Origin of the sequence: Rubrivirga halophila (genome assembly GCF_046845755.1) — a bacterium.
Lineage (GTDB): Bacteria > Bacteroidota > Rhodothermia > Rhodothermales > Rubricoccaceae > Rubrivirga.
In genome coordinates, this window is sequence record NZ_CP177357.1 from 918,972 (window position 1) to 942,736 (window position 23,765).

Below are 23,765 nucleotides of genomic sequence, written 5' to 3' on the forward strand. Positions count from 1 at the left end.
ACACGCCGGGCCCGAGCGGGTAGGTTGTCGCCGTGATGTACCTCGACCACGCCGCCACGACGCCGCTCCGCCCCGAGGCCCTGGCGGCCATGCTGCCCCACCTCCGCGCCGTCGGCAACCCGTCGTCGCTGCACGCCGCCGGGCGCCGCGCCCGCGTCGCTGTCGACCGCGCGCGGGGCACCGTCGCCGACGTGCTCGGCTGCGAGCCCGGCGAGGTCGTGTTCACCTCCGGCGGCACCGAGGCCGACAACCTCGCGCTCAGGGGCGCGCTCACGGCGTCGGACCGCCCCGGGTTGGTGACGGGCGCGACCGAGCACAAGGCCGTGCTCGCGACGGCGACGTCGCTGGCGCGAGCCGGTCACCCAGTCGCCATCGTGCCCCCCAGCCCCGACGGACGGCTGGCGCCCGGGGCGGTCGCCGACGCGTGCGACGCCGCGACCGGGCTCGTGTCCGCGATGTGGGTCAACAACGAGACCGGCGCCGTGAACCCGGTCGCCGAGATCGCCCGCGCTGCGCACGCGGCGGGCGCGCTTGTCCACACCGACGCCGTCCAGGCCGCCGGCTACTTCCCCCTCGATGTCGACGCGCTCGGCGTCGATCTGTTGTCGCTGTCGGCGCACAAGGTCGGTGGGCCCCAGGGCGTCGGCGCGCTCTACGTCCGGGCGGGGACGCCGTTCGCGGGGCCGCAGACGGGCGGCGCGCAGGAGCGCGGCCGGCGGGGGGGGACCGAAAACGTGGCGGGCATCGTCGGCTTCGCGACGGCACTCGCGCTCGCAGAGGCCGAGCGGGAGGGGACCGCCGCGCGCATCGACGGCTTGCGCCGGGACCTGCTGGCCCGGCTCCGTGCGGCCCTCGGCGACCGGCTCCACCTCCACACGCCCGACGCCTGCGCGCCCCACATTCTGAGCGTCTCCGTCGCGGGCGGGCTCGACGGCGAGATGCTGCTCGCCGCGCTCGACCTCGAGGGCGTCGCCGTCTCGGCCGGGAGCGCCTGCACGTCCGGCGCGCTGGAGCCGAGCCACGTGCTGCTCGCGCTCGGCGTCCCGCGCGCGCTCGCCGCGGCGACCCTGCGGCTCTCGCTCGGCCGGGCGACGACGGCCGACGAGGTCGCCGGGGCCGCCGACGCCGTCGGCCGCGTCGTCTCTCGGATGTCCGCCCTGACCGCCTGATGCCCGACGCCATCGCCTGGAGCGGGCCGCTCGCACCATGGGCCGAGGCGCTCGGCGCCGTGCGGCCCGTCGGCGCCCCGGCCGCGCTCGGCTTCGGGGACGCCGACCTTGTCGTGCTCGCGGGCGGCACCGACAACTTGGCCGACTGGCTCCGGCGGCCGCGCTCGCGCCCGCCCGTTCTTGTAATCGCGGCGACGCCCGCCGACGAGGACGCGGCGTTGCAGGGCGGCGCCGACGGCGTCGTCGCCCCGGACGCGAGCGCGCCCGAGGCGGTGCGTGCGGCCCGCCACGCCCGTGCGCGACACGCGCATGCCCAGACTGACGCGGACCTGTACCGCCTGATGGTCGAGTCCGTCGCCGACCTCGTCACGGTCGTGGATGCGACGGGCCGGACGGAGTACGCCAGCCCGGCCGCCTTCGAGCAGACCGGCCGGACGGCCGAGCAGATCGTCGCCGATCCGACGTTCGCGACCATCCACCCCGACGACCTCGACCGGGTGCTGGCGGCGTTCGCCGAGGGCTTCCTGAGCGGCGACCGGACCACGCTGCGCTACCGCGTGATCGACCCCGAGGGCCAGACCCGGGTGCTGGAGAGCCGGGGCCGCGCAGTCGCCGGGCCCGGCGGCGTGCCGTACGGGATCGTCACCTCGCGCGACGTGACGGCCCGCACCGAGACCGAGCGCCGGCTTGTCGAGTCGGAGTCGCGGTACCGGACGGTCGTCCGCGCCCTGCCCGACGTCGTCTCGCGCCTGCAGGCCGACGGGCTCGTGCTCGACTTCCACGTGCCGGCGCAGTTCGAGACCGAGTTCGCGGCCGACGCGCTCATCGGAAAGCGGCTGCAGGATGTCATCCCCCGCGACCTGGCCGACAAGTTCGAGGCCGCCGCCGCCCAGATCGCCGCCCGCGGGGAGCCCGTGGCGTACGACTACGAGACGGCCGCCGACGGCCGGCGGCTGTTCCGCGAGGTCCGCATGGCGCCGCTCGGCGACGGCGAGCTGCTCTCGATGCTCCGCGACGTCACGCCGCTGCGCGAGCACGAGCAAGCGCTGGAGCGCTCGCGCGCCGAGCTCCGCGCCCTCGCCACACACCTCCAGGACATCCGCGAGGAGGAGCGGACCCGGCTCTCGCGCGAGGTCCACGACGTGCTCGGCCAGCAGCTCACGGCCATCCGCCTCGGCATCGGCTGGTTCGGCCGCCACTACGCCGAGGACGCCCCGGCTCTTAAACGCCTCGAGAGCGTCCGCGAGACCATTGATGAGACGATCCGCCACGTCCGCGAGATCGCCTCCGACCTCCGTCCGGGCGTGCTCGACGACTTTGGGCTGGCCAGCGCTACCACCTGGCAGGCCAAGCGGTTCGAGGAGCGCACGGGCACGACCTGCCACGTCGACGTGCACGGCGCCGTCGAGCCGCCGGCCGACGTCGCGACGGCGGCGTTCCGCGTGCTCCAGGAGGCGCTCACGAACGTCGCCCGTCACGCGGACGCCGGCCACGTTGCCGTGACACTGGTGCTGGCGCCGACCGCGCTCCGGCTCGTCGTCGCCGACGACGGGCGGGGCTTCGACCCGGCCCGGACGCGACGGCGAAGCCTGGGGCTGGTCGGCATGCGCGAGCGGGCGGGCGCGCTCGGCGGCACGCTCGACGTCGACGGCACGCCCGGCCAGGGCACCCGAGTCGAGTGTACGTTTCCGCTCCCCACCGCCGACGCCCCATGACCCGCATCGTCATCGCCGACGACCACGCCCTCGTCCGCCGCGGGTTGGTGGAACTGCTCACCGAACTCGACGACGTCCGCGTGGTCGCCGAGGCGGACTCCGGGGACGCCCTGCTGACGGCCGTCCGCGACCACCGCGTCGACGTGATCGTGATGGACATGAGCATGCCGGGCCCGAGCGGGCTCGACCTCGTCAAGTCGCTCAAGGCGGAGCACCCGCGCGTGCCGATCCTGGTGCTCTCGGCGCACCCCGAGGACCAGTACGCCGTCCGCGTCGTCCGGGCCGGGGCCATGGGCTACCTCACCAAGGAGAGCGCCGAGGCCGACCTGGTCGAGGCCGTCCGCCGCGTGGCCTCCGGCAAGCGCTACCTCACGCAGGCGCTCGCGGCGTCGCTGCTCGACGCGCTCGACCTCGACCCGGACCAAGACCCCCACACCGCGCTCTCGGACCGCGAGTACCAGGTGCTCCGGCTGATCGCGTCGGGGATGACCGTCGGCGCCATCGGGGAGCACCTCTCGCTCAGCGTCAAGACGGTCTCGACGTACCGGAGCCGGCTGCTCCAGAAGATGGGGATGTCCAACAACGCTGAGATCACGCGCTACGCGCTCGAGAACGGGCTGATCGACTAGGGCCCCTGCCGCGCCGCCTCGCAGCGGCGCCGGGGCGAATCGTGGACCCCGGAGCGGGCAGAGGGATGGATTCCAGAATCGTGTAGGCCATGGCCTACACGATCGTGCCGCGCCGTCCCACGTGTTGTGAGGCGCTCTGGGCATCCGGGGAGCGGCCGGCGCGCCCGGTTTGCGCGTACGATTCGGGTCCCCTCCACACCGATGCCCTCGACCCCCGTCCGCGTCCTCCTGGCCGACGACTCCGACCTGCTCCGCGGCCTCCTGCGCGACGCCATCGACGAGGTCGAGGGCGTCGAAGTTGTCGCCGAGGCGGCCGACGGGGCGCAAGCGGTCGTCGGCGTCGGGCGGTACCGGCCCGGCGTGGTCGTGCTCGACCTCCAGATGCCCGTGATGAACGGGCTCGCGGCCCTCAAGGCGCTGCGCCAGGCCCGGGCCGCGGCCCGCGTGATCATGCTGACCAACCACGCCGACGACCTGTACCGGGAGGCCTGCCTCGCGGCCGGCGCGGACCATTTTCTAGACAAGTCGGCCGGCGTCGAGCACGTGCTGGACATCCTGCGCGAGTGGGCGCAGACGGCCGAGGCCTAGTTCAGCCGGGGGTCGTCCGGGAACGTCGACAACAAGGCGTACTCGCCGCCGAGCTGGCGCAGGATCTGGCGCCAGAGCGCGTCGTCGCCGTCGGCGAAGATGAGGTCGGCCGAGCCGGGGACGACGATCCAGGCGCCCTCGTCGACCTCGGCGTCGAGCTGGCCGGCGCCCCATCCCGAGTAGCCGACCAGGAACCGGACCTCGTCGGGGTCGGCCCAGCCGTCGGCGATGGCGGTCTGGAGGGCCTCGAAGTCGCCGCCCCAGAAGACCTCGTCGAGGACGGGGAGCGCGCCCTCGAGGTCGCCGTAGGGGTGGAGAAAGTGCAGCGTGTCGGGCTGCACGGGGCCGCCGACCCCGAGTTCGGCGTCGAACCCGAGCGCCTCGTCGGCGGCTTGCGCCAGCGACAGGCCGGTGGGGCGGTTGAGGACGAGGCCGAACGAGCCGGCCGTCGTGTGCTCGCACAGCAGCACGACGGTGCGGCGGAAGTTGGGGTCCGCCATGGGCGGCTCGGCGACGAGGACGTCGCCGGGGACGGGGGTGGGCATAAGAGGGGAGACGAGCCGGCCTGCCAACGACGCCGGCCGCGCGCGGGTCCTGCCCGGCGGTGCGGATCCAGCCGTCCCCACGGTCCGGCCCTCCCCCGGCCCCCGCTACAGCCCTCGGGCCCGGAGCGCCTCGCAGTGGGCCACGAAAAAGGCCAGCGAGTCGAACGTGGCCGAGGGGCCGAGCCCGATCTGGCGGGCGTGGTCGGCGGCCAGCACGCCCAGCCGCTCGCCCCAGTGCATCGACGCCGTCGGCACGATGCCGTCGTTGAGCCCCGCGAGCCCGTGCAGGATGCGGTTGGGGACCATCAGCGGCGGGTACATCGGGACGTCCGTCCCCTTGCCGGCGTGCGCGGCCCACGACGCGCACCACGCGCCCGGGATCGTCTCGTCGGGCGAGAACAGGGCCTCGACGGCGTCCCGCGTCAGCTCGGCGAGCGCGGCCTCGGCATGCGGCGGGGCCGACTCGTAGGCGGCGCGGCCGACGAACTCCATGACCCCGACCGCCCACGTGCGCAGCCACTCCGGGCGGCCGAGCACGAAGTCGGCCAGCGGGGAGCCGCGGTGGGGCGTCGAGACGGTGACCAGGCTGGCGATTTGGTCGGCCCAGCCGTCGCGCGCGAGCTGGCGCGCGTCGAGCCCGCCCGTCGAGAAGCCGACCAAGTTGACGCGCTCGGCGCCGGTCTCGTCGAGCACGACCGCCAGCCGCTCCGCCCACGACCGGGCCCGCACCGCGACCGTGTCGTACGGGTTGACGTGGGGGGCGTACGCCCAGACGCCGCGCGCCCGAAGGTGCATGGCCTCGGCGTGGAGCACGCCGCCCTGCATCAGGTTCGCGAGGGCTCCGAACCCGTGGAGCAGCACGACGGGGTACCGCGTCGGCCGGAGCGGCGGCTGGGGCAGCGGCTCCAACTCGACGGCCCGTCGGGCGACCGCCTCGGCCGCGCTCGTCAAGCGACCCATCCGACCGCCAGCATCGCCAGCCCCGACAGGAGCGGCACCCGGAAGTTGTCGTTGACCGGGATCGGCAGCGCCTCCACGGCCGCCCCGACGACGGCGCCGACGGCGCACGCCCCCAGACTCAGCTCGGCGCCCGGCCACGCCACGACGGCGAGTCCCATCGCAAACGCAGCGACGACGTACGCGACGCTGCCCTCGACCGACTTCGGCGAGCGCGGCCACTTCGTCCGCCCGAAGCGCCGGCCGACGACCGCCGCCGCGCCGTCGCCCACCATGAGCATCGCGAGCGCCGCTGCGCCGACGCCGGGCGGAAAGAGCCAGATGCACGCCGCGGCCGACAGGCACATCCAGACGGCGCCGTTGAGCACGATCGGGCCGCCGACGCCGGTGAGCTCCTCGGGCCGCATCATCCAGCCAAACCCGCGATCCACGATCACGTGGTGCACGGCCGGGATCCGCTGCCGCGCCACGTCGAGGGCGACGGCGAGGGCCGCGAGCACGGTCAGCCCCGTCCGGGCGGTCGGCGTGGGGAGCGCCAGCATCGCGGCCGGGAGCACGAGCGCGCCGAGGTGGATCGCCTTGCGCTGAAGCTCGGCGCGGTACGAGATGGCGGGGGCGGTGTCGCTCACGGGACGAACATACCCCGCGGGCACCTCGGCGGACGGCTCACGACGGCCGCCCGTCGATCGCCGTCCGGAAGGCTCGCGCGGCGGCGTGCGGGTCGGGGGCCGTGCTCACGGCCGTCATCACCGCGACCCCGTACGCGCCGGCGTCGAGGCACGCCCGGACGCGGTCGGGCGTGATCCCGGCGATCGCGAGGACCGGGATCGACACGGCCGCGCACGCGTCGGCCAGCCCGCGCAGCCCCTTGACGGAGGCGGGGGAGGCCTTCGAGCGCGTGGGGAAAACGGGCCCGAACCCGATGTAGTCGGCCCCGTCCGACTCCGCCGCGCGAGCCGCGTCGGCGGTCGTGGCCGTCGCCCCGACCACGAACGGGCGGCCAAGGTCGGCGGCGACGCGGCGGGCCGCGGCGACGGGCAGGTCGAGCGCGCCGAGGTGGACCCCATCGGCCCCGGCCGCCAGCGCCAGGTCGAGCTCGTCGTCGACCAGGCACAGCACGCCCGCCGCCCGGCACGCCGCGACGGTCTCGGTCAGGTTGGCGAAGCGATCGCGCACGGTGCCCCCCTTCTGGCGGAACTGGATCGTGTCGGCCCCGCCCGCCACGGCCGCCGCCGCCAGCTCGGCGTGCGACCGGCGCTGCTGGAAGTGAATGTCGGTCAGGACGTGGAGGCGTCCGAGGGGCGGCGGCACAGAAATCGGCGGGGCGGAGGCAGAAGATCGTCAGCGTGGTGCAACGCTGGGGCCGTTGGGGCGTTGGACCGGTCAGTCCCTCGCATCCGAATGTCCGATCACCCCACTCGCGTCCTCGTCGTCGACGATGAAACCGACGTTCAGTTCTTGTTTACTCAGAAATTCCGCCGTGAAGTTCGGAGCGGGTTGATCGAGTTTGTGTTCGCCGAAAGTGGCGAGGAGGCGCTGGTCAAGCTCCGCACCGGCGAGGCGGCCGACGTGGTCGTGGTGCTGTCCGACATCAACATGCCCGGCATGAGCGGGCTCGACCTGCTGGCGGCGATCACGACCGAGTTCCCCGACCTCCAGGTCTACATGGTGACGGCCTACGACGACGGGCAGCTTGAGACCTCCGCGCTTAACGGCGGGGCTCGGGGCTACCTCACCAAGCCGATCGATTTCGGGACGCTCAAGGGCGAAGTGTTCGGGATCGAGGCGGCCTGATGGCAGCGTCCTAGGGAGACCCCGCCAATCGCCGCCGCGAGCGGCCCGGGCTCGCGGGTGCTGAGGTGGTGCTTTATCATCCTGTTATGTCGCACCGTGTTCTACTCGTCGACGACCACCCCCTCATCCGCGAAGGGTACGCGAGCCTGATCCGTTCGGAGCGGGGCCTGGAGGTCGCCGGCGAAGCGTCGTCGGCGGAGGAGGCGTTCGACCTGGCGACGCGCGTCGAGTTCGCCGTCGCCGTCGTCGACCTGACGCTGCCCGGGGTCAATGGGATCGAGTTCATCAAGCGGCTCCGCTCGCTCCATCCAGACGCCCGCATCCTGGTGGTCTCCGGCCACGAGGAGACGCTCTACGCCGAGCGGTGCCTGCGCGCGGGCGCGCGGGGCTACCTGATGAAGCGCGAGGCGAAGCACGCGTTCATCCCGGCCCTCCGCACGGTCCTGGCGGGCGAGACGTACCTCGGCCGTGACCTCCGCGAGCGGGCGGCGGCCGCCGACGGCGGCGACGACCGCGTCCCGCTGAGCGACCGGCTGACGGATCGCGAGATCGAGGTGTTCGAGCACTTCGGGCGCGGCCGCTCGACGCGCGAGGTGGCCGAGGTGATGGGGCTGAGCCTCAAGACCATCGAGTCGCACCGGGCCAACATCCGCCAGAAGCTGGGGCTGGGCGGCTCGGCCGAGTTCGTGCGCCGGGCCGTGCTTTGGGTCGAAGACCCCATGGGCCCGAATTGACGCCGCAGGGCGCCGGGTGACTTCACCGAGTCTCGGTGGAGGGGACGCTGCGGGCGGCCTGTATATTGGCTGCCCGGCCGTTCGCGGTCGGTGTTGGTCGAGTAGCTCAGTTGGTAGAGCAACGGACTGAAAATCCGTGTGTCGGCGGTTCAAGTCCGCCCTCGACCACCCTACGGCGTTGTAATCGCCGTTTGGTAGACAGCTTTTGCGCAGACTGCTGACGCATTGCTGACCCTCTGGACCCAAAAGAGGTACAACCGGAGGTACGGGGAGCCCGGAGGTACCGGTGAACCACCAATCGGGGGTTCCGGTCTGGAATGGGAGATTGAGGTGTCGAGAGGTCGGATTCCAATCACAAGAATCCGATTTCGAAATGAGCAGCCTCGTACGCGCGAGCAACCGCAACTACTACCTCCAGTTCTACGACGCCAGCCGGGAGCCGAAGAAAAAGTCCGTCCCCCTCAAGACCAAGAGCCGCCGAGTCGCCGAGAAGGTCCGCGTCCTCGTCGACGAGATGGTCCTCACCGGCAAGCTGGACCCCTGGGTCACCACCGACTTCCAGCGACTCATCCTCGGTCCCCAGATCGAGACGTGGGCGCTCCGGGACGGCATGGACGCCTTCGTCGATGCGAAGTCTTTGACCCGCTGGACACCGGCGACCCGGCGGACCTACGAGCAGGTCCTCGACCAGTTCGAGGGGTATCTCAAGGACCATGAGCCGTCCGTCCGGCTCGTCACCGACGTGACAGCGGACGTGATCTCGCGTTGGCTCGTCTCGACGAACGCGAACCCCACAACGCGTCGGAAGAACGTCCGCCACCTCAAGGCGTTTTTTACCTGGATGACCAAGGAGCGTGGGATGGTCGCGCCAGATGGCACCACGTTCGAGAACCCCGCCAGCGGGGTCGACCTCCCAAAGGCGCAGCAGCGCCACCCTCAGTACCTCACGCCGAAGGAGGTCGACGCGATCACGCAGGGGATTGATGCGTACCACGAGCGGGAGAAGCTCTCGAAGGACATTCGCTGGATCGCGCCGGTCATCCGGTGCAACGTCGAGCTAGGACTCCGGGCGGCGGAGGTCTGCGGGCTCCAGTGGTCGAACGTGTCGTTCGCTGATGGGGTGATCCGCGTCTACACGACGAAGGGGAGCACGGACCGGACCGTCCCGATGAGCCCGCACGTCACTGAGATTCTCCGAACGATCCGCGCAGAGCGCGCCGAGCATCTCGGCGTCCCAGAGGATGAGGTGCCCCGGTCGGACTACGTGTTCAAGACCTCGCACGACGCGGGAAAGCTCTGCCCCCGTCTCCTGTCTCGTCGGTTCAAACACTTCGCCCGGGAGGGACTCGGCGAGGAGCGAGGGGGCGAGGTCAAGTTCCACACGACTCGCCATACGGCGGGGTCCATGCTCGCCCAGGCGAACAAAAGTCCGGAGTTCATCCGCGAGTACCTCGGGCACAGTTCGATATCCGTTGCTTTGAAGTACATGCACCTCGCGCCCTCCCAGGTGCGCGCCGAGGCGGTCGAGGTGTTCACGGACCTCGAAGCGGAAGCGCAGCGGCGACGGGAGAAGGAGTCGCTCTCAGCGGATTAAGAGCGAGTCGGGCTCCCGGTCTCCATGTCGGCTGGGCGCCTGACCTAACATGTCGGAACTCGAACCACCGGCGCTCTGGGGCGTTGAGACCCTCGGCTCAACCCGCGCTACGATGGATTACAACGACCGTCCGAAAACCGACGCTGAGTTGGAAGACGAGGGGTACACCTTCCACGACACCCGTTCTGAGTACGGGGTGAGCGGAGTCGACGTGTACGACATCTGGAAGAACGACGACGGCGAGACGTACGAGAAGCTCCAGTACAGCGAGAGTTCCGCGTCACTAGGCGGCTTCGATAGCGAAGAGGATTGGGAGGACAATACGTTTTAGCCATCAGTCGAATCCGCATCACTCCTCGTGGATACGTCGCCAGATCCCAGACAGTTGGGCTTGAGCTTCGAGTCCACTGAGGACGACATCCGGCGCCAGGAGGAGGCGAAGGCTCAAGAACTCAAGTTGGAGGCGAAGCGCGACGACCTCCGCCATCGCGTCTCCTCGTTCGACCTCGACACCATCGAGCACCGCGTCGCGTGGGTGCTCAACAGCGTCCCTGCCACGAGGGACTCCGACAAGGAGTTGTTCGCCGAGTACTGCCGGACGTTCGCGCGCGAGATCGCGGGGTCCGGCGTGATCCGGCTCGAACATATCAAGGACCTCCCGAACTTCTGGAGCATCGACCGCGCTCGGCGGAAGATTCAGAACTCCTACGGGATGTATCAGGCGTCCGTCGAAGTCCAGCGCGAGCGGGGCGTCATCAGTGAGGAGGAGGCAGAGCGCCGCGCCGGGGAGAAGCCCCCGGCGCCCTCGCTTAATGTGTTCGCGGACGAGAGCGGGAAGACCCAGGGGCGCCTCGTCGTCGGGAGCGTTTGGTTCGTCGTCCCGAGGAACGTCCCTCGCCTGCTCACCGAGTTTGAGGAGTGGCGGACCGAGGTGCTACGCGCCTCCGAGGTCCACTTCAAGCGGATCTCCTCGACCAACTTGGACCGCTACAAGATGCTCGTCGACCGGTTCGTCCGGGACGACCCGTTCATGGGGTTCAAGGCGCTCGTCTGGGAGCGGGAGGGGATCGCGGACGTGCCGGTCGCTCTCGCCGAGATGTTCGCCACGCTCCTCCGGCTGGGCATCGAGCACGAAGACGAAACCGGGCGGGCGTCCCTCCCCAGGCGGCTCTACTTCACGAAGGACGCCGAGTCGCCAGGGTTCGATAGACGAGTCTTGACCGGCATCCGGGAGCGTCTGGAGAACGCGAGCGCCGCCGTGTTCGACGGACGGCTAGCTATCGGCGACCTCGACGCTGAGGACTCCGAAAAGTCCCCGTTCCTCCAGGTCGCCGACTTGTTCACGTCGTCGGTGGGTCGGATCGCGAACGTCGATGGGGACGGTCCCAAGGACGAGTTCGCCCGCTACTTCCTCGAAGCTGTCGGGGGAACCCTCGACGATCCTGGGTCGGATCGGGCGGTGGTGCTCACTTGACGTCGTGAGCGTGCCCCGGTGCGTTTCCGCAGCTACGCCCCGGTCACAAGACCGGCAGCCCGGAGGTAGTTGCCGAATCGGCGGACGACGTAGACCTCGGCGGCGTCCCTGCACTTGTCCGCGATCTCGGTCAACGCCGCCAGGACTTCGCCGAACGTTGCATCGACCGAGACCAAGGCGGGGTTCGTCTCCTCCTCGAAGAGGGCTATCAAGTTGCGCCTGAGTCTGTCGGGCGTCTGGAAGTACGCCTTCTGGCACTCGACCAGGACCGTCAGCCCGTTTGCCTCATCGACGATCTGGAGGTCGGTCGCACCCCGCCGTACCGAGTCGCGTGCGTCCTCATCGAGGAGGTCGAACTCCGAGCGGACCCGGATGTCGCCGTACTCCTTCTCCATCCCCTCGGTGAACCGGAAGGCGACGAACCGTCCGCTCCCCTCCGAGAGTCGCTCCACCTCGGCGGGTGCGTCGAGGTGGATGAGGACCGGCTCCGTCGAAGAGGGCACGTAGCCCGACGCGAGCGGAGCCGCTCGGAGGACCACGCGCTCGACGAACTGGCGAACGCGCTCCGGCGCGAGCCCCTTCAAGACCAGTGCCAGCGCGCGGGCGGGCTCGTCCGAGTTGATGACGGTGTCCAAGTCGTCGAAGGGCGGTCCGGGCTTGCTCGCGTCATGCGCCTTCCGCGTCATGACCTCGGCGGAGCTCTGCGGGGGATAGACGAACGAGACGGGGGCGTTCGCGACCCTGGACGTGAGCCGGACGATCCCGTCAGGAGTGGGCGTGGCGTCGCCTACCCGCGTCCCGTCCTCGCCGGGGACGACGAGCACGCCGTTCGTCTCGGGACCGCAGTACAAGAACGGCGCGCCCCCGAGCCTCTCCGTCAACTTTGCCAGTCGGGCGAGGTCGACCCCTGGAACGAGGTAGACCCGGCTAGGACGGGACGCCTCAGGATGAACGTCCAGCAGAACGAAACCGAACTCCGGGAGGCACCGCTCGACCGTCCTGAGGATCTCTGTACGGTCCACCGGCTTTGCCCAAGGCTCGGGGAGCGGGAAGAGCCCGAACGACGACACGCCGTCCCCCAGGGCGCTCTGGAGCGCGAGTGTGAGAGACACTTCGGTGAGGTGACGCGTGTCGAGGTGGTCCCTGGAGTGTTCCTCTGCGTTGAGAACGTCGGCGTACGTCAGCCGCTCCGACTCGTCTCGGTCCGTCACGACTCGCTCTCGGAGGGGTCTGGTTGCTCGTCGGTGCGGAGGGCGTCGAGGTTTCCCTCGGCGAGCGCGAGCAGCTTGACGGCGTCCAGCTTCTCGTCGTTGACGAGGCGGCGGAGCTTCGACAGGGCGCGGGACCGGGCGATGTTCTCCTTGCCAAAGACGAGCTGGTCGGGACTGGTGTACGTGAAGCGGTCTGTCCGGCGTGGTCTCTCGTCGCTCATTGGAGGAAGGGTTCGGTGGGGTCGACCGAGTCGGGGTCGCCGCCGGTCAGGGCGAGGAGGTCGAGGAGCGTGCGCTCCAGGTCGTGGACGGCGCACTCAGGGGTGGCGCCGCTCAGGGCTCGCGCCTCACGCTCGACCTCGTGGAAGAGGGCTTCGAAGTCGGAGATCTCGTCGGTCTCGTCGGAGACCTCGCAGGGGTCGTGGGAGTGGTCGATATTGCTGACGGAGTCCGTCGGGCTGGAACAGTCTGTATACCGGGATTCCGAACGATTTGTTACACTGTCCCTGTCCACAGAGGCGACCCCTCTCAGACCACCGTCAGTCTTCTACCAGAGCATCCCGAGTAATTCGTAATATTCCATTTCATGATGCTATCACTAGGCAATTTGCTCACATATGCATATTCAAGAAGATTTATCGATGTGCAAATATTAGATAGTTCAATAGATGTGTTAGATATTGCTCAGAGAAGAATGGGATATGACAAATTTTGGTTCGATTGGCTTCCGTCTAGAGTTATTAGTCTTGACGCGCAGATAAACAACTCGGGCAGAATTAGTCATAAAATGATTGAGCATTTAAGGGAAAGCAAAGATGCAAAGCCGGGCGACATGATATCGTCGATGTTTGAGTTCGGAGATGATTTGTTTGAAGACTATTCCCGGGAGGCGTTAAAAGAGCTAAGTAGCATTCGGATTCGCGATGTCTACGGTGCTGGGGAGCAGTTGGGATCATTTGCTGGCGGGGCGTTGGGAAGAAAAACAGTGATATCTGTTGTGGCATCTATTTCGGGCTCTTCGCCGATTCGGAACTACGAATTTAAGCTTTTTGACCTCTTTTGCTATTACCGGTTAATAATGTTACATTTTATATTGCTATATTATTGCTTCATCATAGAAGAGGATAAATTTTTAAGATTGACCCTAGCTGATCGCATAAGAAACAGCTGGACATCGGTGTATTCATTTGAAAATCTAAAAAAACACGTAATGGATCGCGTTGTGGAAAGCCTTCGTTCTGACAGGTGGTCCCATGTGGGATTTATAGATACTGATCCCATCAGGTCTAAAAATTCTGATATTTATATGCTCTATGATGATTCAATTGTGTCGGGTATGGGATTTTATTCGGGCATAAAAGCAGAAGTAGAAAAATTCAACTCAAAATATAAGGATGTTATCGGTTCAAGCTTTTAAATCTAATTTGTTAAACTTAGTTAACATTGTGTGATCTAGACTAGTTTGATTCACGATTGTCGAGACATCTGATTGATCCGGCAAGATCGGAGCGTGATTCTAGATTGCGACACCCATTCTTGACGCCAGCACGCGGTCTATGAGCTGAGCGATCCCCTGAAGGAAGAATCGAATTGATGGCACCCAACTTCCAAGACAAGGCGTCCTTCATCTGGCAAGTCGCCGACGACCTCCTCCGGGGGACGTTCAAGCGCTCCGAGTACGGCGACGTAACGCTCCCGTTCGTCGTCCTCCGCCGCCTCGACTGCGTGCTGGAGGAGCGCAAGGAGAACATCCTTGCGACGTACGAGGGGTTCAAGGACCAGCTCACCGAGGACCAGCTCGACGGCGTCCTCCTGAAGACGAGCGGGATCGGGTTCTACAACACCTCCCGGTACGACCTGGAGCGCCTCGCCGACGACGCGAACAACATCGAGGTCAACGTCAACGCCTACCTCGGCGGGTTCTCGCCGAACGTCCGCGAGATCCTCCGGCACTACAAGCTGGAGCCGATCATCGACAAGCTGGCGAAGAACGACCTCCTGTTCCAGCTCGCGGACAAGATGACGGAGGTCGACCTCCACCCCTCGAAGGTCTCGAACCACGAGATGGGGTACATCTTCGAGGAGTTGCTCCGCCTCAGCTCAGAGTTTTCGAACGAGACGGCAGGCGAACACTATACGCCACGCGAGGTGATTCGGCTCATGGTCCGGCTTCTCCTCGACGGGCACGAGGACGACGTGTCGGGCGAGGGCGTCGTGCGGACCGTGTTCGACCCGGCGTGCGGGACGGGCGGGATGCTCACGATGGCGCAGGAGCAGGTTCACGAGATCAACCCGAAGGCGCGCGTCCTCCTCTTCGGTCAGGAGATCAACGACCAGTCGTACGCCATCGCGAAGTCGGACTTCCTCGTGACCGGCGAGGACCCCGGGCGGATCCGGCTCGGGTCGTCGCTCTCGCAGGACCAGTTTCGGGGCAACCGGTTCGACTACATGCTCTCGAACCCTCCATTCGGGGTCTCGTGGAAGAAGGAGCGGTCGTTCGTGGAGGAGGAGGCGCAGACGGCGAGCGGGCGGTTCTCGGCGGGGACGCCGCGTGTGAGCGACGGAGCGCTCCTCTTCCTCCAGCACATGCTCTCGAAGATGGAGGCGAAGGGGAGCCGCCTCGCCGTCGTGTTCAACGGAAGCCCCCTGTTCACCGGTGATGCGGGGTCCGGCGAGTCCGAGATCCGGCGGTGGATCATCGAGAACGACTGGCTGGAGGGGATCGTCGCGCTCCCCGGGGACATGTTCTACAACACGGGGATCTCGACGTACGTCTGGGTGCTGACAAACCGGAAGGCGGAGGACCGGCGCGGGACGGTCCGCCTCGTGGACGCCTCGGGGGTGTCGACGAAGATGCGGAAGTCGCTCGGCAACAAGCGGAACTACCTCACCGACGCCCAGATCGAGGAGGTCGTCGGGCTGTACCTCGGCGACGGCGAGGACGACCGGGTGCGGGACTTTGAGAACGAGGCGTTCGGGTACACGAAGGTCCGCGTCGAGCGCCCCCAGTTGAAGAAGGACGGCTCGCCGAAGACGGATCGACAGGGCAACCCGAAGCCGGACACGAAGCTCCGTGACTACGAGCGCGTCCCGCTGGTGGACGACGTGGACGCGTACTTCGAGCGGGAGGTGAGCCCCCACGTACCGGACGCGTGGATGGACAGGGGCGCCGACAAGGTGGGGTACGAGGTCAACTTCACTCGGTACTTTTACCAGTACGAGCGGCTCCGGAGCGTGGAGGAGATCACGCGCGATATCCTGGCACTCGACGCCGAGACGGAAGGCATGCTGAAGGAGGTGCTGGAGGCGTGAAGCACTACTCTGATTACAAAGCTAGCGGATTTGAGTGGCTCGGCGAGATCCCCGAGCACTGGACGGTTTGCGCTTTCAAGCACTGTGCATCTATCGATAGCGGTCTTGTCGACCCTCGACTCCCCGAGTACGTTGACCTCCCTCTGATCGCGCCGAACCATGTCGAGTCTGGGACAGGTCGCCTACTGGCGCAGGAGTCGGCTAAAGACCAAGGCGCCGACAGCGGGAAGTACCTCTTCGAGCGAGGTGCGGTCATCTACAGCAAGATCCGTCCCGCGCTTGCGAAGGCGTGTATCCCCCCATCGGGGGGGCTCTGTAGCGCCGACATGTACCCGCTCACTTGTCGGGAGGACGTGGACCCGAGATTCTTGCTTTACGTCCTCATATCGGACTTCTTCACCGATCAAGCAGTCCTGGCATCGGAGCGTGTCGCGATGCCCAAGGTGAACCGCGACACGCTGGGGGAATTTCGGGTCGCGCTCCCGCCGCTCGACGAACAGCGTCAGTTGGCGGACTACCTCGACCGGAAAACCGTCGAGGTGGACCGGCTCATTGCGGAGAAGCGGGCTCTCCTCGTTCGCCTCGGGCAGCTTCGGGCATCAGTCATCTACACCGCAGTGACTAAGGGGCTCGACCCGGACGCGCCGATGAAGGCGTCGGGTTGGGATTGGATTGGGGGGGTGCCAGACCACTGGACCGTTCCCAAGATCAAGTTCGTGGCGCGGGTCGAGAGCGGGCATACGCCGAGCCGGAAGAAGCCGGAGTACTGGGAGAACTGCACTATCCCCTGGGTTACCCTCGGCGACGTGTGGCAACTCCGGAACGGGCGGACCACCGTCATCACAGAGACGAAGGAGAAGATCAGCGAGCTTGGGATCGAGAACTCGTCCGCGCGTCTCTTGCCGGAGCGGACCGTCATCCTCTCGCGGACGGCGTCCGTCGGGTTCTCCGGGATCCTCGGGAGCGAGATGGCGACCTCGCAGGACTACGTCTGCTGGGTGTGCGGTCCGACACTCCGTCCGACGTTCCTCCTGTACGTGCTGCGCGCCATGAAGCGGGAGTTCCGGCGGCTCCTCATGGGATCGACCCACAAAACGATTTACATGCCGGACGCCAGCGAGTTCGTCACGACGCTCCCGCCCGTCGAGGAGCAAGACCAGATCGTCGCGTACGTCGAGGACAAGACGCGGAGCCTCGACGCTCTGATCGACAAGGAGACGGAGGCGGTACGACTCCTTACCGAGTTGCGGTCGTCCTTGATTTCCGAGGTCGTCACCGGCAAGATCGACGTGCGAGAAGATGTGCCTGTCGAGATGGTCGCATGATTCACTAGCTGGACTCGTCGTAACCTCCGCGTGCACCAGTCACCAGACTCCTGAACTCGATGGGGGACGTTTACGCGGAATGCGGCGAATGCGACGGCAGCGGGGAGGTCCGGATCGGCGACCTCCCATCGGCAGACCGCGAGCTGGCGAAGCGCGACGCGCTCGAACACGACGGCGAGGTCGCCAGCGACGACGACCTCGTCACTTGCCCCAAATGTGGCGGCGACGGCGAGGTGTGGGTGCGCTGGGAGGAGACCCCCTGGGAGGCAGGGGGCTTCGATAGCGAGGAGGATTGGGAAGACAACATGTTCTAGCCTGAGTCTCCGAATGGTGACCCCTCGAACTCGATGAGCACGAAGACTTACCGCGAGCAGGACTTCGAGGACCACGTCGTCGAGCACCTTTCGGCGTCCGGCTATCGTCTCAGCGTCTCCGCCGACTACGACAAGCGGCTCGTCCTTCTCCCGGACGAGGTCGTCCGGTTCATCCGCGACACCCAGCCGAAGGGGTACGAGAAGCTCCGCCAGCAGTACGGCGACCAGACCGACGAGAACATCGTCTGCCGGATCTCCGACGAGGTCCGCCGCCGGGGGACGCTCGACGTGCTCCGGAAGGGGGTGCCCGACCGGGGCGTCAAGCTCCGGCTCGTCTACTTCCGCCCGTCGAACGACCTCAACCCCGAGCACGGCGCGCTCTACCGGCAGAACCGGTTCACCGTCGTCCGCCAGCTCCGGTACTCGCAGGAGGTCGACAACTCGCTCGACCTCGTCCTCTTCGTCAACGGGCTCCCCGTCTTCACCGCCGAGCTGAAGAACAGCGAGACCGGGCAGCTCGTCGGGAACGCGGTCAAGCAGTACAAGAAGGACCGGGACCCGCGCGAGCCCTTGTTCGCATTCCGCCGGACGCTGGCGCACTTCGCCGTCGGGAACGAGGAGGTCTTTTACACAACACGCCTGCGCGGAGACAAGACGTTCTTCCTCCCGTTCAACAAGGGGACCCAGGACGGTGGGCGCGGCAACCCGGCGAACCCGGTCGGGCACGCGACGCACTACCTCTGGGAGGACGTGTGGGCGCCCGACACGGTGCTTGACCTCTTGCAGAACTACCTCCACGTACAGGAGACGACGGAGAAGGTCTGGGACGCCAAGAAGGGGGAGGTCGTCGAGAAGACGAGCGAGACGCTCATCTTCCCCCGGTACCACCAACTCGACGTAGTCCGCTACCTCCTCCAGAGGGCGGAGGCAGACGGTCCGGGGCACTCGTACCTCGTCCAGCACTCGGCGGGCTCCGGCAAGTCGAACTCCATCGCCTGGACGTGCCACGGGCTCCGTCAACTCTACGACGGCGAGGGGGGGAGGGTCTTTGACACGATCATCGTGGTTACCGACCGCCGGGTCCTCGACAAGCAGCTCCAGAACACGGTCAAGCAGTTCGAGCAAACCGCCGGGACCGTCGTCCCGATCACCGAGACCTCGCATCAACTCCGCGAGGCGCTGGAGCGCGGGCGGGACATCGTCATCACAACGATCCAGAAGTTTCCCGTCATCTCGAAGTCCATCGGCGACCTCGGCGGAAATGCGTTCGCCGTCGTGATCGACGAGGCACACTCGTCGCAGTCGGGCGAGAGCGCGAAGAAGCTCAAGGAGACGCTCGCAGACGCCGCTGGCGCGCCCTCTGGCGCCGCCGAGGACGCACCCGACCTGGAAGACCTCATCGAGGCGGAGGTGCGTCTGAGGGGGCGTCAGGACCACGTGAGCTACTTCGCGTTCACGGCGACGCCCAAGGGCAAGACCCTGGAGATCTTCGGGTGGAAGGACCCGGACGGGCGGTTCCATGCCCACCACCTGTACTCGATGCGCCAAGCCATCGAGGAGGGGTTCATCCTGGATGTGCTGAGAGGCTACACGACCTACAAGCGGTACTTCAAGCTGGTCAAGGCGGTCGGGGACGACGAGGAGTACGAGACGAGCCGGGCGGTCCGCGCGCTCACGTCCTACGTCGATCTCTCGGACACCGCCGTCGAGGAGAAAGCCCGGATCGCGCTCGACCTGTTCCTGAGCACGACGGCGCGGCACCTAAAGGGGCGCGGGCGGGCGATGTTCGTGACGCGGAGCCGCCTCCACGCCGTCCGCTACTTCCTCCAGTTCAAGAAGCTGATGCAGGCGCGGGGGCTGGCGTACGCCCCGCTGGTGGCGTTCTCGGGCACCGTCCACGACCCGAAGACGGGGGCGGACCACACGGAGTCGTCGCTCAACGGTCTCCCGTACCGCCAGAAGATCGAGGACGCGTTCAAGACCCCAGACTTCCGACTCCTCATCGTCGCCAACAAGTACCAGACCGGGTTCGACGAGCCGCTCCTGACGACCATGTTCGTCGACAAGGTGCTGGGCGGCGTCCAGGCGGTCCAGACCCTCAGCCGACTGAATCGGCAGGCGTCGGGGAAGGAGACCGTCGTCCTCGACTTCGTCAACGAGCCCGACGCGATCCTCGACGCGTTCAAGCCCTACTATCAGGGCGCCGTCCTGGAGGAGGAGACGGACCCGAACAAGCTCTACGACCTCCAGCGCCAGCTCGCAGAGTTCGAGATCTACACGCCGGGTGACGTGGAGGAGTATGCGCTCGCGTTCTTCGATCCGTCGGTGAGCGGCGAGAAAATCCAGCCCCCGCTGATTCGCGCCCTCAACCAGTGGCGGGCACGTCGCGAGGAGGAGCGCGAGGACTTCCGTTCCTCACTCCAGTCGTTCGTCCGGCTCTACGCCTACGTCTCCCAACTGGTCACCTTCGTCGACACCGATCTGGAGAAGACCTACGTCTTCGCGCGGAGCCTGAACAAGAAGCTGGACCCCCGCGAGCACGGCGGTCTCCCCGAGGGCATTCTCGACTCGGTCGACCTCGACTCGTTCCGGATCCAGAAGACGTTCGAGGGGGAGATCGAACTGACGCCTGACCTGACGCCGCTTCCCGGCATACCCACCGAGGCGGGCGGGGGTGTGACCGAGCCGGAGACCGACTACCTCTCGAACATCATCACAAACCTCAACGAGACGTACGGGATCGACCTGACGGAGCGAGACCGGGTACGCGTCGAGGAGATCGTCGCGGACGTGCGCCAGTCCGACGAGGTCCGCGCCGTGATGACCGGCAACAACACCCGGTCCGGTCAGAAGCATGTTGTCGACAAGGTGATCGACGACCGGGTGTACGAGGAAGTCTCCCAGGGTGTCGACCTGTTCAAGAAGCTCTCAGACCCGAAGGCGAACCGGGTGCTCAAAGCGCGGTTATTTGATATCTTGATTCGAGAGTTCTCCCAAGCCGCGTAGCCGATGTTTCTCAAAGGTCTTGTTCTGTTGATCGCCGTGTTCAGTGTCCCGCTCGAAGTGACCGCACAGGAGGCTGTCCCACCCTGGCACAACCCGACTGCCGGTCCTTTTGAACCCCTTCCCCCAAGCGAAGCGCTCAGCGTCCTATACGCCGAGAATGCGATGGAGAGGATGGACGAGTGGGAACGCCTCACTGATGAAGGAGCAAACGGGTACGGGTGGACTCTGGAGTCCTTTCCGATGTGGCAGAGTGTGCTGGAAGTGGGTCTGCCGGTCACTATACAGGAGACGAATCGCGGTGTGAGCTTCCAGGGCGATCCAGCCCGGCACGTGATCCGAATAGACATCCCTGGAGGTGTTGGATTCACGGGCACTGTCCGCGAGTATCCGATTTGGTTCGGTGGGGAGTACGGAGCGCTAGTTGACGCATTCAGTCTTTTACAGAACACGGAGGGCATCGCCAGGGCAGAGTTAGGAATTCCCATCCGTGCGGTCCGCGAGTTGATAACCAATCCGACTTGGTATACGCCGGTGCGAGGCGAGGAGGTTGACTACGAAGTGATTACGCTCTTCGCCACGCCCCACTACACCGAGGGTGGGTGGTCGCCAGAGCGCTACACCGGGACGCCAGGTCTCTTTCGCGAACCGCTCCAGACGGAATTCGAGGTCGTGATGGGTGGCTCGAACATCTTCCTCCGGGCATACCGTCGGGTTGCCATCCGGAACGACTGACCGCAAATTTAAAACCAAATAACGGTGTCAGCCAAAGACCCCTTCCCGAAGATCCTCGCGACCGTCGCAGTCGGAGCCATCGTCCTGATGGGGTCTCTCTCGCTGCTAGCGTACGGATCGGTAATCCCGCATTCTGAGGACCTCGCGCCTACCACATCTAATAGATCATTTTTAAATTCCTTGGCGTCGATATTGGAGAAAGGGCGGACTGTCGACGCTGGGAGGGTTCAAGTCCTTATCCCCCTAGTGGATGTGCATAGGGTCAACGCGACGACGGTGGGCTATTCAATTCCGGGCATATTTTCAGGGTGGAGAGAAGAGTTCCATTTCAGAGGAGACATGTTGTTTTTTCCATATATATTGGACATTGGACCGGATGAGGATCCAGTGTTAAAGGTTGGATTCAAAAACATCGAGGATAGTAGGGGGGATCTGACAGGGGTGGCGTTTGAGGTTGGAGGGGGTAGGTACTCCTTCGAGACACCAAGCGTCGTTGGACCGCCCCGTGTGATAAACGGCTTCAGGCAATACCGGTCGAGGGAATCCTCTTTTGGATTGATGTATGGGATGGGCATCACACTTCTGCCGCGTTCCGTCGCTGACACGGATCTTCCAGTGGACCGCTTGGTCGACTTCCTTCGTGCAGTCAATTCAACCGACGCTGAGGGCGAGATTTCCTACGAGCTGACGATCCGTCTTGACTCAGGTGAAGATCACATAGTTAGGGGTTCAATAGGGACGGGTGCGCTGACCCGAGTTCGCACTATCCTCGACCTGTATGATGCCCTGGGGGGACGGTTGGATTGATTATATACCAGTAGCATTGTCATAGTCTTTCAATGTCGTATGGAGTGTCTATTGCGATATCCTTAGGTTGGGAGAGCCGGACCTGGCGCTCCCATACTGTCTCATCGGGATCCAACCGGAGCCATGATTGATACGGACACAGTCCAGGCGTCGTCTCCCCCCACGTCTCTAACGCACCCCTATGACCCTCTCCGTGTCCCCGTCTCACTGACCTCCCGTCGCGGCGGGTTGTAGACACTCTGCCTGGACCGCGCGCTCAGTGGGCACCGACCCGCTACGGTTCTCGTATTGTGACCCAAATTCGGCACGTGTGAGATGTGTCGGGCGATTATGGGCGGCTTGAGTCGGTGAATCCGCCAATAAAGGTCCCTCCCTGTCTCCCCCCTAATCCAAATACAACTGAATAGAGAGAGGGGATGAGGAGATCGAGAACGGAACGCCAGTCTCACGAAGGACGGCTTCCTGGAGTACCTCGACATCGACCGAGTTATCTGAGACCCACCCGTCGAAGCACAGGAGCGATACGTTTCCGCCCCGAGCGAAGGTCTCCAGCACCGCCGTCTGCGTCGCCAGTGCCTCGACGCCCGTAAGTTGGTGGGAGAGTAGACCCCACTTTGAGACCTTCTTCCCGTCCTCGTAGAGGCGGCGCTCGCGCCTCATTGCGTTCCGGATCCGTCCGCCGTTGTACTCCGCCGAGGCGAGTACGGCGTCCCTCGCTTTAGACCGCTCGTCGAAGAGGGGCTTGACCGACGGGTGCTCGATGAACTGGCGCACCGTCTCGCTCCGCCCGCCGAAGGTTTGGAAGAGCGGCGCTTTGTAGTGCGTCGACCTGTGAGCGCCGTAAAAGATGGCGGTCAACGCCTCCTTGACTTGCCTCACGGGCGCACTGATGTCGAGGGCGACCGCCCGGCGGATGTCGGACTTGTTCTCGACGTACTCCAGGGTCGCGCCCGCGTCGTATCCGCCCGAGAGTGCGAGGTGATAGAGCGCGCGTGGGTGAGCGGCGTCGAGGTCTCGGTCGACGGTCGTCGCATCGAAGCCCAACGCCACGGCTCGTACCTCGCGGGACATCCCCTGGAGGTGGGCGCCAACACCGAGTAGGCGTGCGTTCCGTTGCTCTTCGTAGCGCTGGATGAGAACGCCGTCCTCGCCGGTCACAGCGCCCGCCAGCCGGATGAGGACCACGCACTGGTTGAACCGGGCTTGGACTTGTCCCAGGGTGAGTCTGCGTCCACTGAGTGGGCAGTCAAAGAACAGCGCCCCGGTCGAGAGCCACGACCTGTAGACACCGGCGAGCGTTCGGAGCCCGTCCACGTTGATCGTGACGAGGGGAGTGAGGTCTCGGATGAGGGACTTCGCCGGATTCCGGTTCACGTCGCTCCGGTACACGGCGGACCCCTGGACCCGGCTCGACACCGGGCGCCCCGTCCACCCGTTCACGAGCGGATCACCTTCCGTCTCGGCGAGGTGCTCGATCACGGCGCGCTCGACGTGGGGGAGGAGGACGCTCTTCTTCGTGAGCCCTGGGCTGTACCCGCAGAGACCCTCGGGGCGGTAGAAGGCGGCGCGGACTACGGCTTGGTAGTTCGCGCCGAGCGTGCGTCGGAGGAAGTCCTTCCCAAACGCGGCGGCGTTCTCGCCGTGGTCGCTGTCCTTGTGTCTCCGCTTGCCAGTCATCCACATGACGACGAGCCGTTGGAGACCGAGCTGTTCCCGCTGGCGCATCTGGTTGAACCCGCACACGGACACGCGGAGGGCGGGGAGGATGTCGGGGATCGGGTAGGCGTTCGGCTTCCGCTTCATGGTGGTCTCGTAGTCGATGTGATTCGCGGGACGCGCGCCGTGCCGGGGTCTCCTCA

Annotated in this window: 24 protein-coding genes and 1 tRNA gene; 17 read left to right on the top strand and 8 right to left on the bottom strand. The window is 66.1% G+C overall.

What is annotated here, in order from left to right; all coding sequences use genetic code 11:
• Positions 1-35: 35 nt before the first annotated feature.
• The 4 genes from ACLIRP_RS03845 (at position 36) to ACLIRP_RS03860 (ending at position 4,101) form a co-directional block, all read left to right on the top strand.
• Positions 36-1,169: a cysteine desulfurase family protein gene (locus tag ACLIRP_RS03845; RefSeq protein WP_412063686.1), complete on the top strand. Its 1,134-nt coding sequence runs from the start codon at positions 36-38 to the stop codon at positions 1,167-1,169.
• A complete protein-coding gene (locus tag ACLIRP_RS03850) occupies positions 1,169-2,884 on the top strand; it encodes a PAS domain S-box protein (RefSeq protein ID WP_412062641.1) in 1,716 nt (571 codons plus the stop codon). Before ACLIRP_RS03845 ends, ACLIRP_RS03850 begins: the two co-directional genes overlap by 1 nt.
• A complete protein-coding gene (locus tag ACLIRP_RS03855; RefSeq protein WP_412062642.1) occupies positions 2,881-3,513 on the top strand; it encodes a response regulator in 633 nt (210 codons plus the stop codon). Before ACLIRP_RS03850 ends, ACLIRP_RS03855 begins: the two co-directional genes overlap by 4 nt.
• Before the next feature lie 201 nt (positions 3,514-3,714).
• Positions 3,715-4,101 (top strand): response regulator transcription factor, encoded by a 387-nt coding sequence (locus ACLIRP_RS03860; protein WP_412062643.1) that lies wholly within the window; start codon positions 3,715-3,717, stop codon positions 4,099-4,101.
• Here ACLIRP_RS03860 and ACLIRP_RS03865 read toward each other — a convergent pair.
• The 4 genes from ACLIRP_RS03865 to thiE form a co-directional block, all read right to left on the bottom strand.
• Positions 4,098-4,646 carry a YqgE/AlgH family protein gene (locus ACLIRP_RS03865; protein ID WP_412062644.1) on the bottom strand — a complete coding sequence of 183 codons (549 nt, stop codon included), beginning with the start codon at positions 4,644-4,646 and terminating at the stop codon, positions 4,098-4,100. The genes ACLIRP_RS03860 and ACLIRP_RS03865 overlap by 4 nt on opposite strands.
• A 105-nt stretch (positions 4,647-4,751) precedes the next feature.
• Positions 4,752-5,606 (bottom strand): esterase/lipase family protein, encoded by an 855-nt coding sequence (locus tag ACLIRP_RS03870; protein WP_412062645.1) that lies wholly within the window; start codon positions 5,604-5,606, stop codon positions 4,752-4,754.
• On the bottom strand, positions 5,594-6,232 hold the full coding sequence (locus tag ACLIRP_RS03875; RefSeq protein WP_412062646.1) for a diacylglycerol/polyprenol kinase family protein: 639 nt from the start codon (positions 6,230-6,232) through the stop codon (positions 5,594-5,596). Before ACLIRP_RS03875 ends, ACLIRP_RS03870 begins: the two co-directional genes overlap by 13 nt.
• A 37-nt stretch (positions 6,233-6,269) precedes the next feature.
• The gene (gene thiE, locus ACLIRP_RS03880; RefSeq protein ID WP_412062647.1) at positions 6,270-6,914 is read right to left on the bottom strand and encodes a thiamine phosphate synthase; all 645 of its coding nucleotides are present in this window, start codon (positions 6,912-6,914) and stop codon (positions 6,270-6,272) included.
• A 90-nt stretch (positions 6,915-7,004) separates the two neighbouring features.
• Here thiE and ACLIRP_RS03885 point away from each other — a divergent pair, with 90 nt between their 5' ends.
• The 6 genes from ACLIRP_RS03885 (at position 7,005) to ACLIRP_RS03910 (ending at position 11,199) form a co-directional block, all read left to right on the top strand.
• Complete coding sequence (locus tag ACLIRP_RS03885; protein ID WP_412062648.1) at positions 7,005-7,397, top strand: response regulator; 393 nt, start codon at positions 7,005-7,007, stop codon at positions 7,395-7,397.
• Between the two features lie 86 nt (positions 7,398-7,483).
• A complete protein-coding gene (locus ACLIRP_RS03890; RefSeq protein ID WP_412062649.1) occupies positions 7,484-8,131 on the top strand; it encodes a response regulator transcription factor in 648 nt (215 codons plus the stop codon).
• Positions 8,132-8,226: 95 nt separating this feature from the next.
• Positions 8,227-8,299 (top strand) — tRNA-Phe (locus ACLIRP_RS03895).
• Between the two features lie 205 nt (positions 8,300-8,504).
• The gene (locus tag ACLIRP_RS03900; RefSeq protein ID WP_412062650.1) at positions 8,505-9,725 is read left to right on the top strand and encodes a tyrosine-type recombinase/integrase; all 1,221 of its coding nucleotides are present in this window, start codon (positions 8,505-8,507) and stop codon (positions 9,723-9,725) included.
• A gap of 49 nt (positions 9,726-9,774) precedes the next feature.
• Complete coding sequence (locus ACLIRP_RS03905; RefSeq protein WP_412062651.1) at positions 9,775-10,056, top strand: hypothetical protein; 282 nt, start codon at positions 9,775-9,777, stop codon at positions 10,054-10,056.
• Positions 10,057-10,116: 60 nt separating this feature from the next.
• On the top strand, positions 10,117-11,199 hold the full coding sequence (locus ACLIRP_RS03910) for a DUF3800 domain-containing protein (RefSeq protein ID WP_412062652.1): 1,083 nt from the start codon (positions 10,117-10,119) through the stop codon (positions 11,197-11,199).
• A gap of 32 nt (positions 11,200-11,231) precedes the next feature.
• Here the strand turns inward: ACLIRP_RS03910 and ACLIRP_RS03915 are convergent, their stop codons facing one another.
• From ACLIRP_RS03915 to ACLIRP_RS03925, 3 genes are read right to left on the bottom strand one after another with little or no spacing between them, the layout of a single operon-like run.
• Complete coding sequence (locus ACLIRP_RS03915) at positions 11,232-12,410, bottom strand: hypothetical protein (protein ID WP_412062653.1); 1,179 nt, start codon at positions 12,408-12,410, stop codon at positions 11,232-11,234.
• A complete protein-coding gene (locus ACLIRP_RS03920) occupies positions 12,407-12,631 on the bottom strand; it encodes a hypothetical protein (RefSeq protein WP_412062654.1) in 225 nt (74 codons plus the stop codon). The genes ACLIRP_RS03915 and ACLIRP_RS03920 overlap by 4 nt, the downstream gene beginning before the upstream one ends.
• Positions 12,628-12,924 (bottom strand): hypothetical protein, encoded by a 297-nt coding sequence (locus tag ACLIRP_RS03925; protein WP_412062655.1) that lies wholly within the window; start codon positions 12,922-12,924, stop codon positions 12,628-12,630. The genes ACLIRP_RS03920 and ACLIRP_RS03925 overlap by 4 nt, the downstream gene beginning before the upstream one ends.
• Before the next feature lie 273 nt (positions 12,925-13,197).
• Here ACLIRP_RS03925 and ACLIRP_RS03930 point away from each other — a divergent pair, with 273 nt between their 5' ends.
• From ACLIRP_RS03930 to ACLIRP_RS03960, 7 genes are all read left to right on the top strand, one after another.
• Positions 13,198-13,827 (top strand): hypothetical protein, encoded by a 630-nt coding sequence (locus ACLIRP_RS03930; protein WP_412062656.1) that lies wholly within the window; start codon positions 13,198-13,200, stop codon positions 13,825-13,827.
• 176 nt (positions 13,828-14,003) lie between these two features.
• Positions 14,004-15,722: a type I restriction-modification system subunit M gene (locus ACLIRP_RS03935; protein ID WP_412062657.1), complete on the top strand. Its 1,719-nt coding sequence runs from the start codon at positions 14,004-14,006 to the stop codon at positions 15,720-15,722.
• Positions 15,719-17,047: a restriction endonuclease subunit S gene (locus tag ACLIRP_RS03940; protein ID WP_412062658.1), complete on the top strand. Its 1,329-nt coding sequence runs from the start codon at positions 15,719-15,721 to the stop codon at positions 17,045-17,047. The genes ACLIRP_RS03935 and ACLIRP_RS03940 overlap by 4 nt, the downstream gene beginning before the upstream one ends.
• A 59-nt stretch (positions 17,048-17,106) precedes the next feature.
• Positions 17,107-17,361: a hypothetical protein gene (locus ACLIRP_RS03945; RefSeq protein WP_412062659.1), complete on the top strand. Its 255-nt coding sequence runs from the start codon at positions 17,107-17,109 to the stop codon at positions 17,359-17,361.
• Positions 17,362-17,394: 33 nt separating this feature from the next.
• Positions 17,395-20,367, top strand: coding sequence for a type I restriction endonuclease subunit R (locus ACLIRP_RS03950; RefSeq protein ID WP_412062660.1), 2,973 nt, complete (start codon positions 17,395-17,397; stop codon positions 20,365-20,367).
• Positions 20,368-20,370: 3 nt separating this feature from the next.
• Positions 20,371-21,099, top strand: coding sequence for a hypothetical protein (locus ACLIRP_RS03955; protein ID WP_412062661.1), 729 nt, complete (start codon positions 20,371-20,373; stop codon positions 21,097-21,099).
• 24 nt (positions 21,100-21,123) lie between these two features.
• Positions 21,124-21,906, top strand: coding sequence for a hypothetical protein (locus ACLIRP_RS03960; protein ID WP_412062662.1), 783 nt, complete (start codon positions 21,124-21,126; stop codon positions 21,904-21,906).
• A 384-nt stretch (positions 21,907-22,290) separates the two neighbouring features.
• Here the strand turns inward: ACLIRP_RS03960 and ACLIRP_RS03965 are convergent, their stop codons facing one another.
• Positions 22,291-23,709 carry a hypothetical protein gene (locus ACLIRP_RS03965; RefSeq protein WP_412062663.1) on the bottom strand — a complete coding sequence of 473 codons (1,419 nt, stop codon included), beginning with the start codon at positions 23,707-23,709 and terminating at the stop codon, positions 22,291-22,293.
• Between the last annotated feature and the right edge of the window lie 56 nt (positions 23,710-23,765).

What these genes read in the sequence shown, in the direction of transcription:
- ACLIRP_RS03845 (WP_412063686.1), top strand. Translation starts at nt 36, where the DNA reads ATGTACCTCGACCACGCCGCCACGACGCCGCTCCGCCCCGAGGCCCTG.
- ACLIRP_RS03850 (WP_412062641.1), top strand. Translation starts at nt 1,169, where the DNA reads ATGCCCGACGCCATCGCCTGGAGCGGGCCGCTCGCACCATGGGCCGAG.
- ACLIRP_RS03855 (WP_412062642.1), top strand. Translation starts at nt 2,881, where the DNA reads ATGACCCGCATCGTCATCGCCGACGACCACGCCCTCGTCCGCCGCGGG.
- ACLIRP_RS03860 (WP_412062643.1), top strand. Translation starts at nt 3,715, where the DNA reads ATGCCCTCGACCCCCGTCCGCGTCCTCCTGGCCGACGACTCCGACCTG.
- ACLIRP_RS03865 (WP_412062644.1), bottom strand. Translation starts at nt 4,646, where the DNA reads ATGCCCACCCCCGTCCCCGGCGACGTCCTCGTCGCCGAGCCGCCCATG.
- ACLIRP_RS03870 (WP_412062645.1), bottom strand. Translation starts at nt 5,606, where the DNA reads ATGGGTCGCTTGACGAGCGCGGCCGAGGCGGTCGCCCGACGGGCCGTC.
- ACLIRP_RS03885 (WP_412062648.1), top strand. Translation starts at nt 7,005, where the DNA reads ATGTCCGATCACCCCACTCGCGTCCTCGTCGTCGACGATGAAACCGAC.
- ACLIRP_RS03890 (WP_412062649.1), top strand. Translation starts at nt 7,484, where the DNA reads ATGTCGCACCGTGTTCTACTCGTCGACGACCACCCCCTCATCCGCGAA.
- ACLIRP_RS03900 (WP_412062650.1), top strand. Translation starts at nt 8,505, where the DNA reads ATGAGCAGCCTCGTACGCGCGAGCAACCGCAACTACTACCTCCAGTTC.
- ACLIRP_RS03905 (WP_412062651.1), top strand. Translation starts at nt 9,775, where the DNA reads ATGTCGGAACTCGAACCACCGGCGCTCTGGGGCGTTGAGACCCTCGGC.
- ACLIRP_RS03920 (WP_412062654.1), bottom strand. Translation starts at nt 12,631, where the DNA reads ATGAGCGACGAGAGACCACGCCGGACAGACCGCTTCACGTACACCAGT.
- ACLIRP_RS03930 (WP_412062656.1), top strand. Translation starts at nt 13,198, where the DNA reads ATGATTGAGCATTTAAGGGAAAGCAAAGATGCAAAGCCGGGCGACATG.
- ACLIRP_RS03935 (WP_412062657.1), top strand. Translation starts at nt 14,004, where the DNA reads ATGGCACCCAACTTCCAAGACAAGGCGTCCTTCATCTGGCAAGTCGCC.
- ACLIRP_RS03945 (WP_412062659.1), top strand. Translation starts at nt 17,107, where the DNA reads ATGGGGGACGTTTACGCGGAATGCGGCGAATGCGACGGCAGCGGGGAG.
- ACLIRP_RS03950 (WP_412062660.1), top strand. Translation starts at nt 17,395, where the DNA reads ATGAGCACGAAGACTTACCGCGAGCAGGACTTCGAGGACCACGTCGTC.
- ACLIRP_RS03955 (WP_412062661.1), top strand. Translation starts at nt 20,371, where the DNA reads ATGTTTCTCAAAGGTCTTGTTCTGTTGATCGCCGTGTTCAGTGTCCCG.
- ACLIRP_RS03965 (WP_412062663.1), bottom strand. Translation starts at nt 23,709, where the DNA reads ATGAAGCGGAAGCCGAACGCCTACCCGATCCCCGACATCCTCCCCGCC.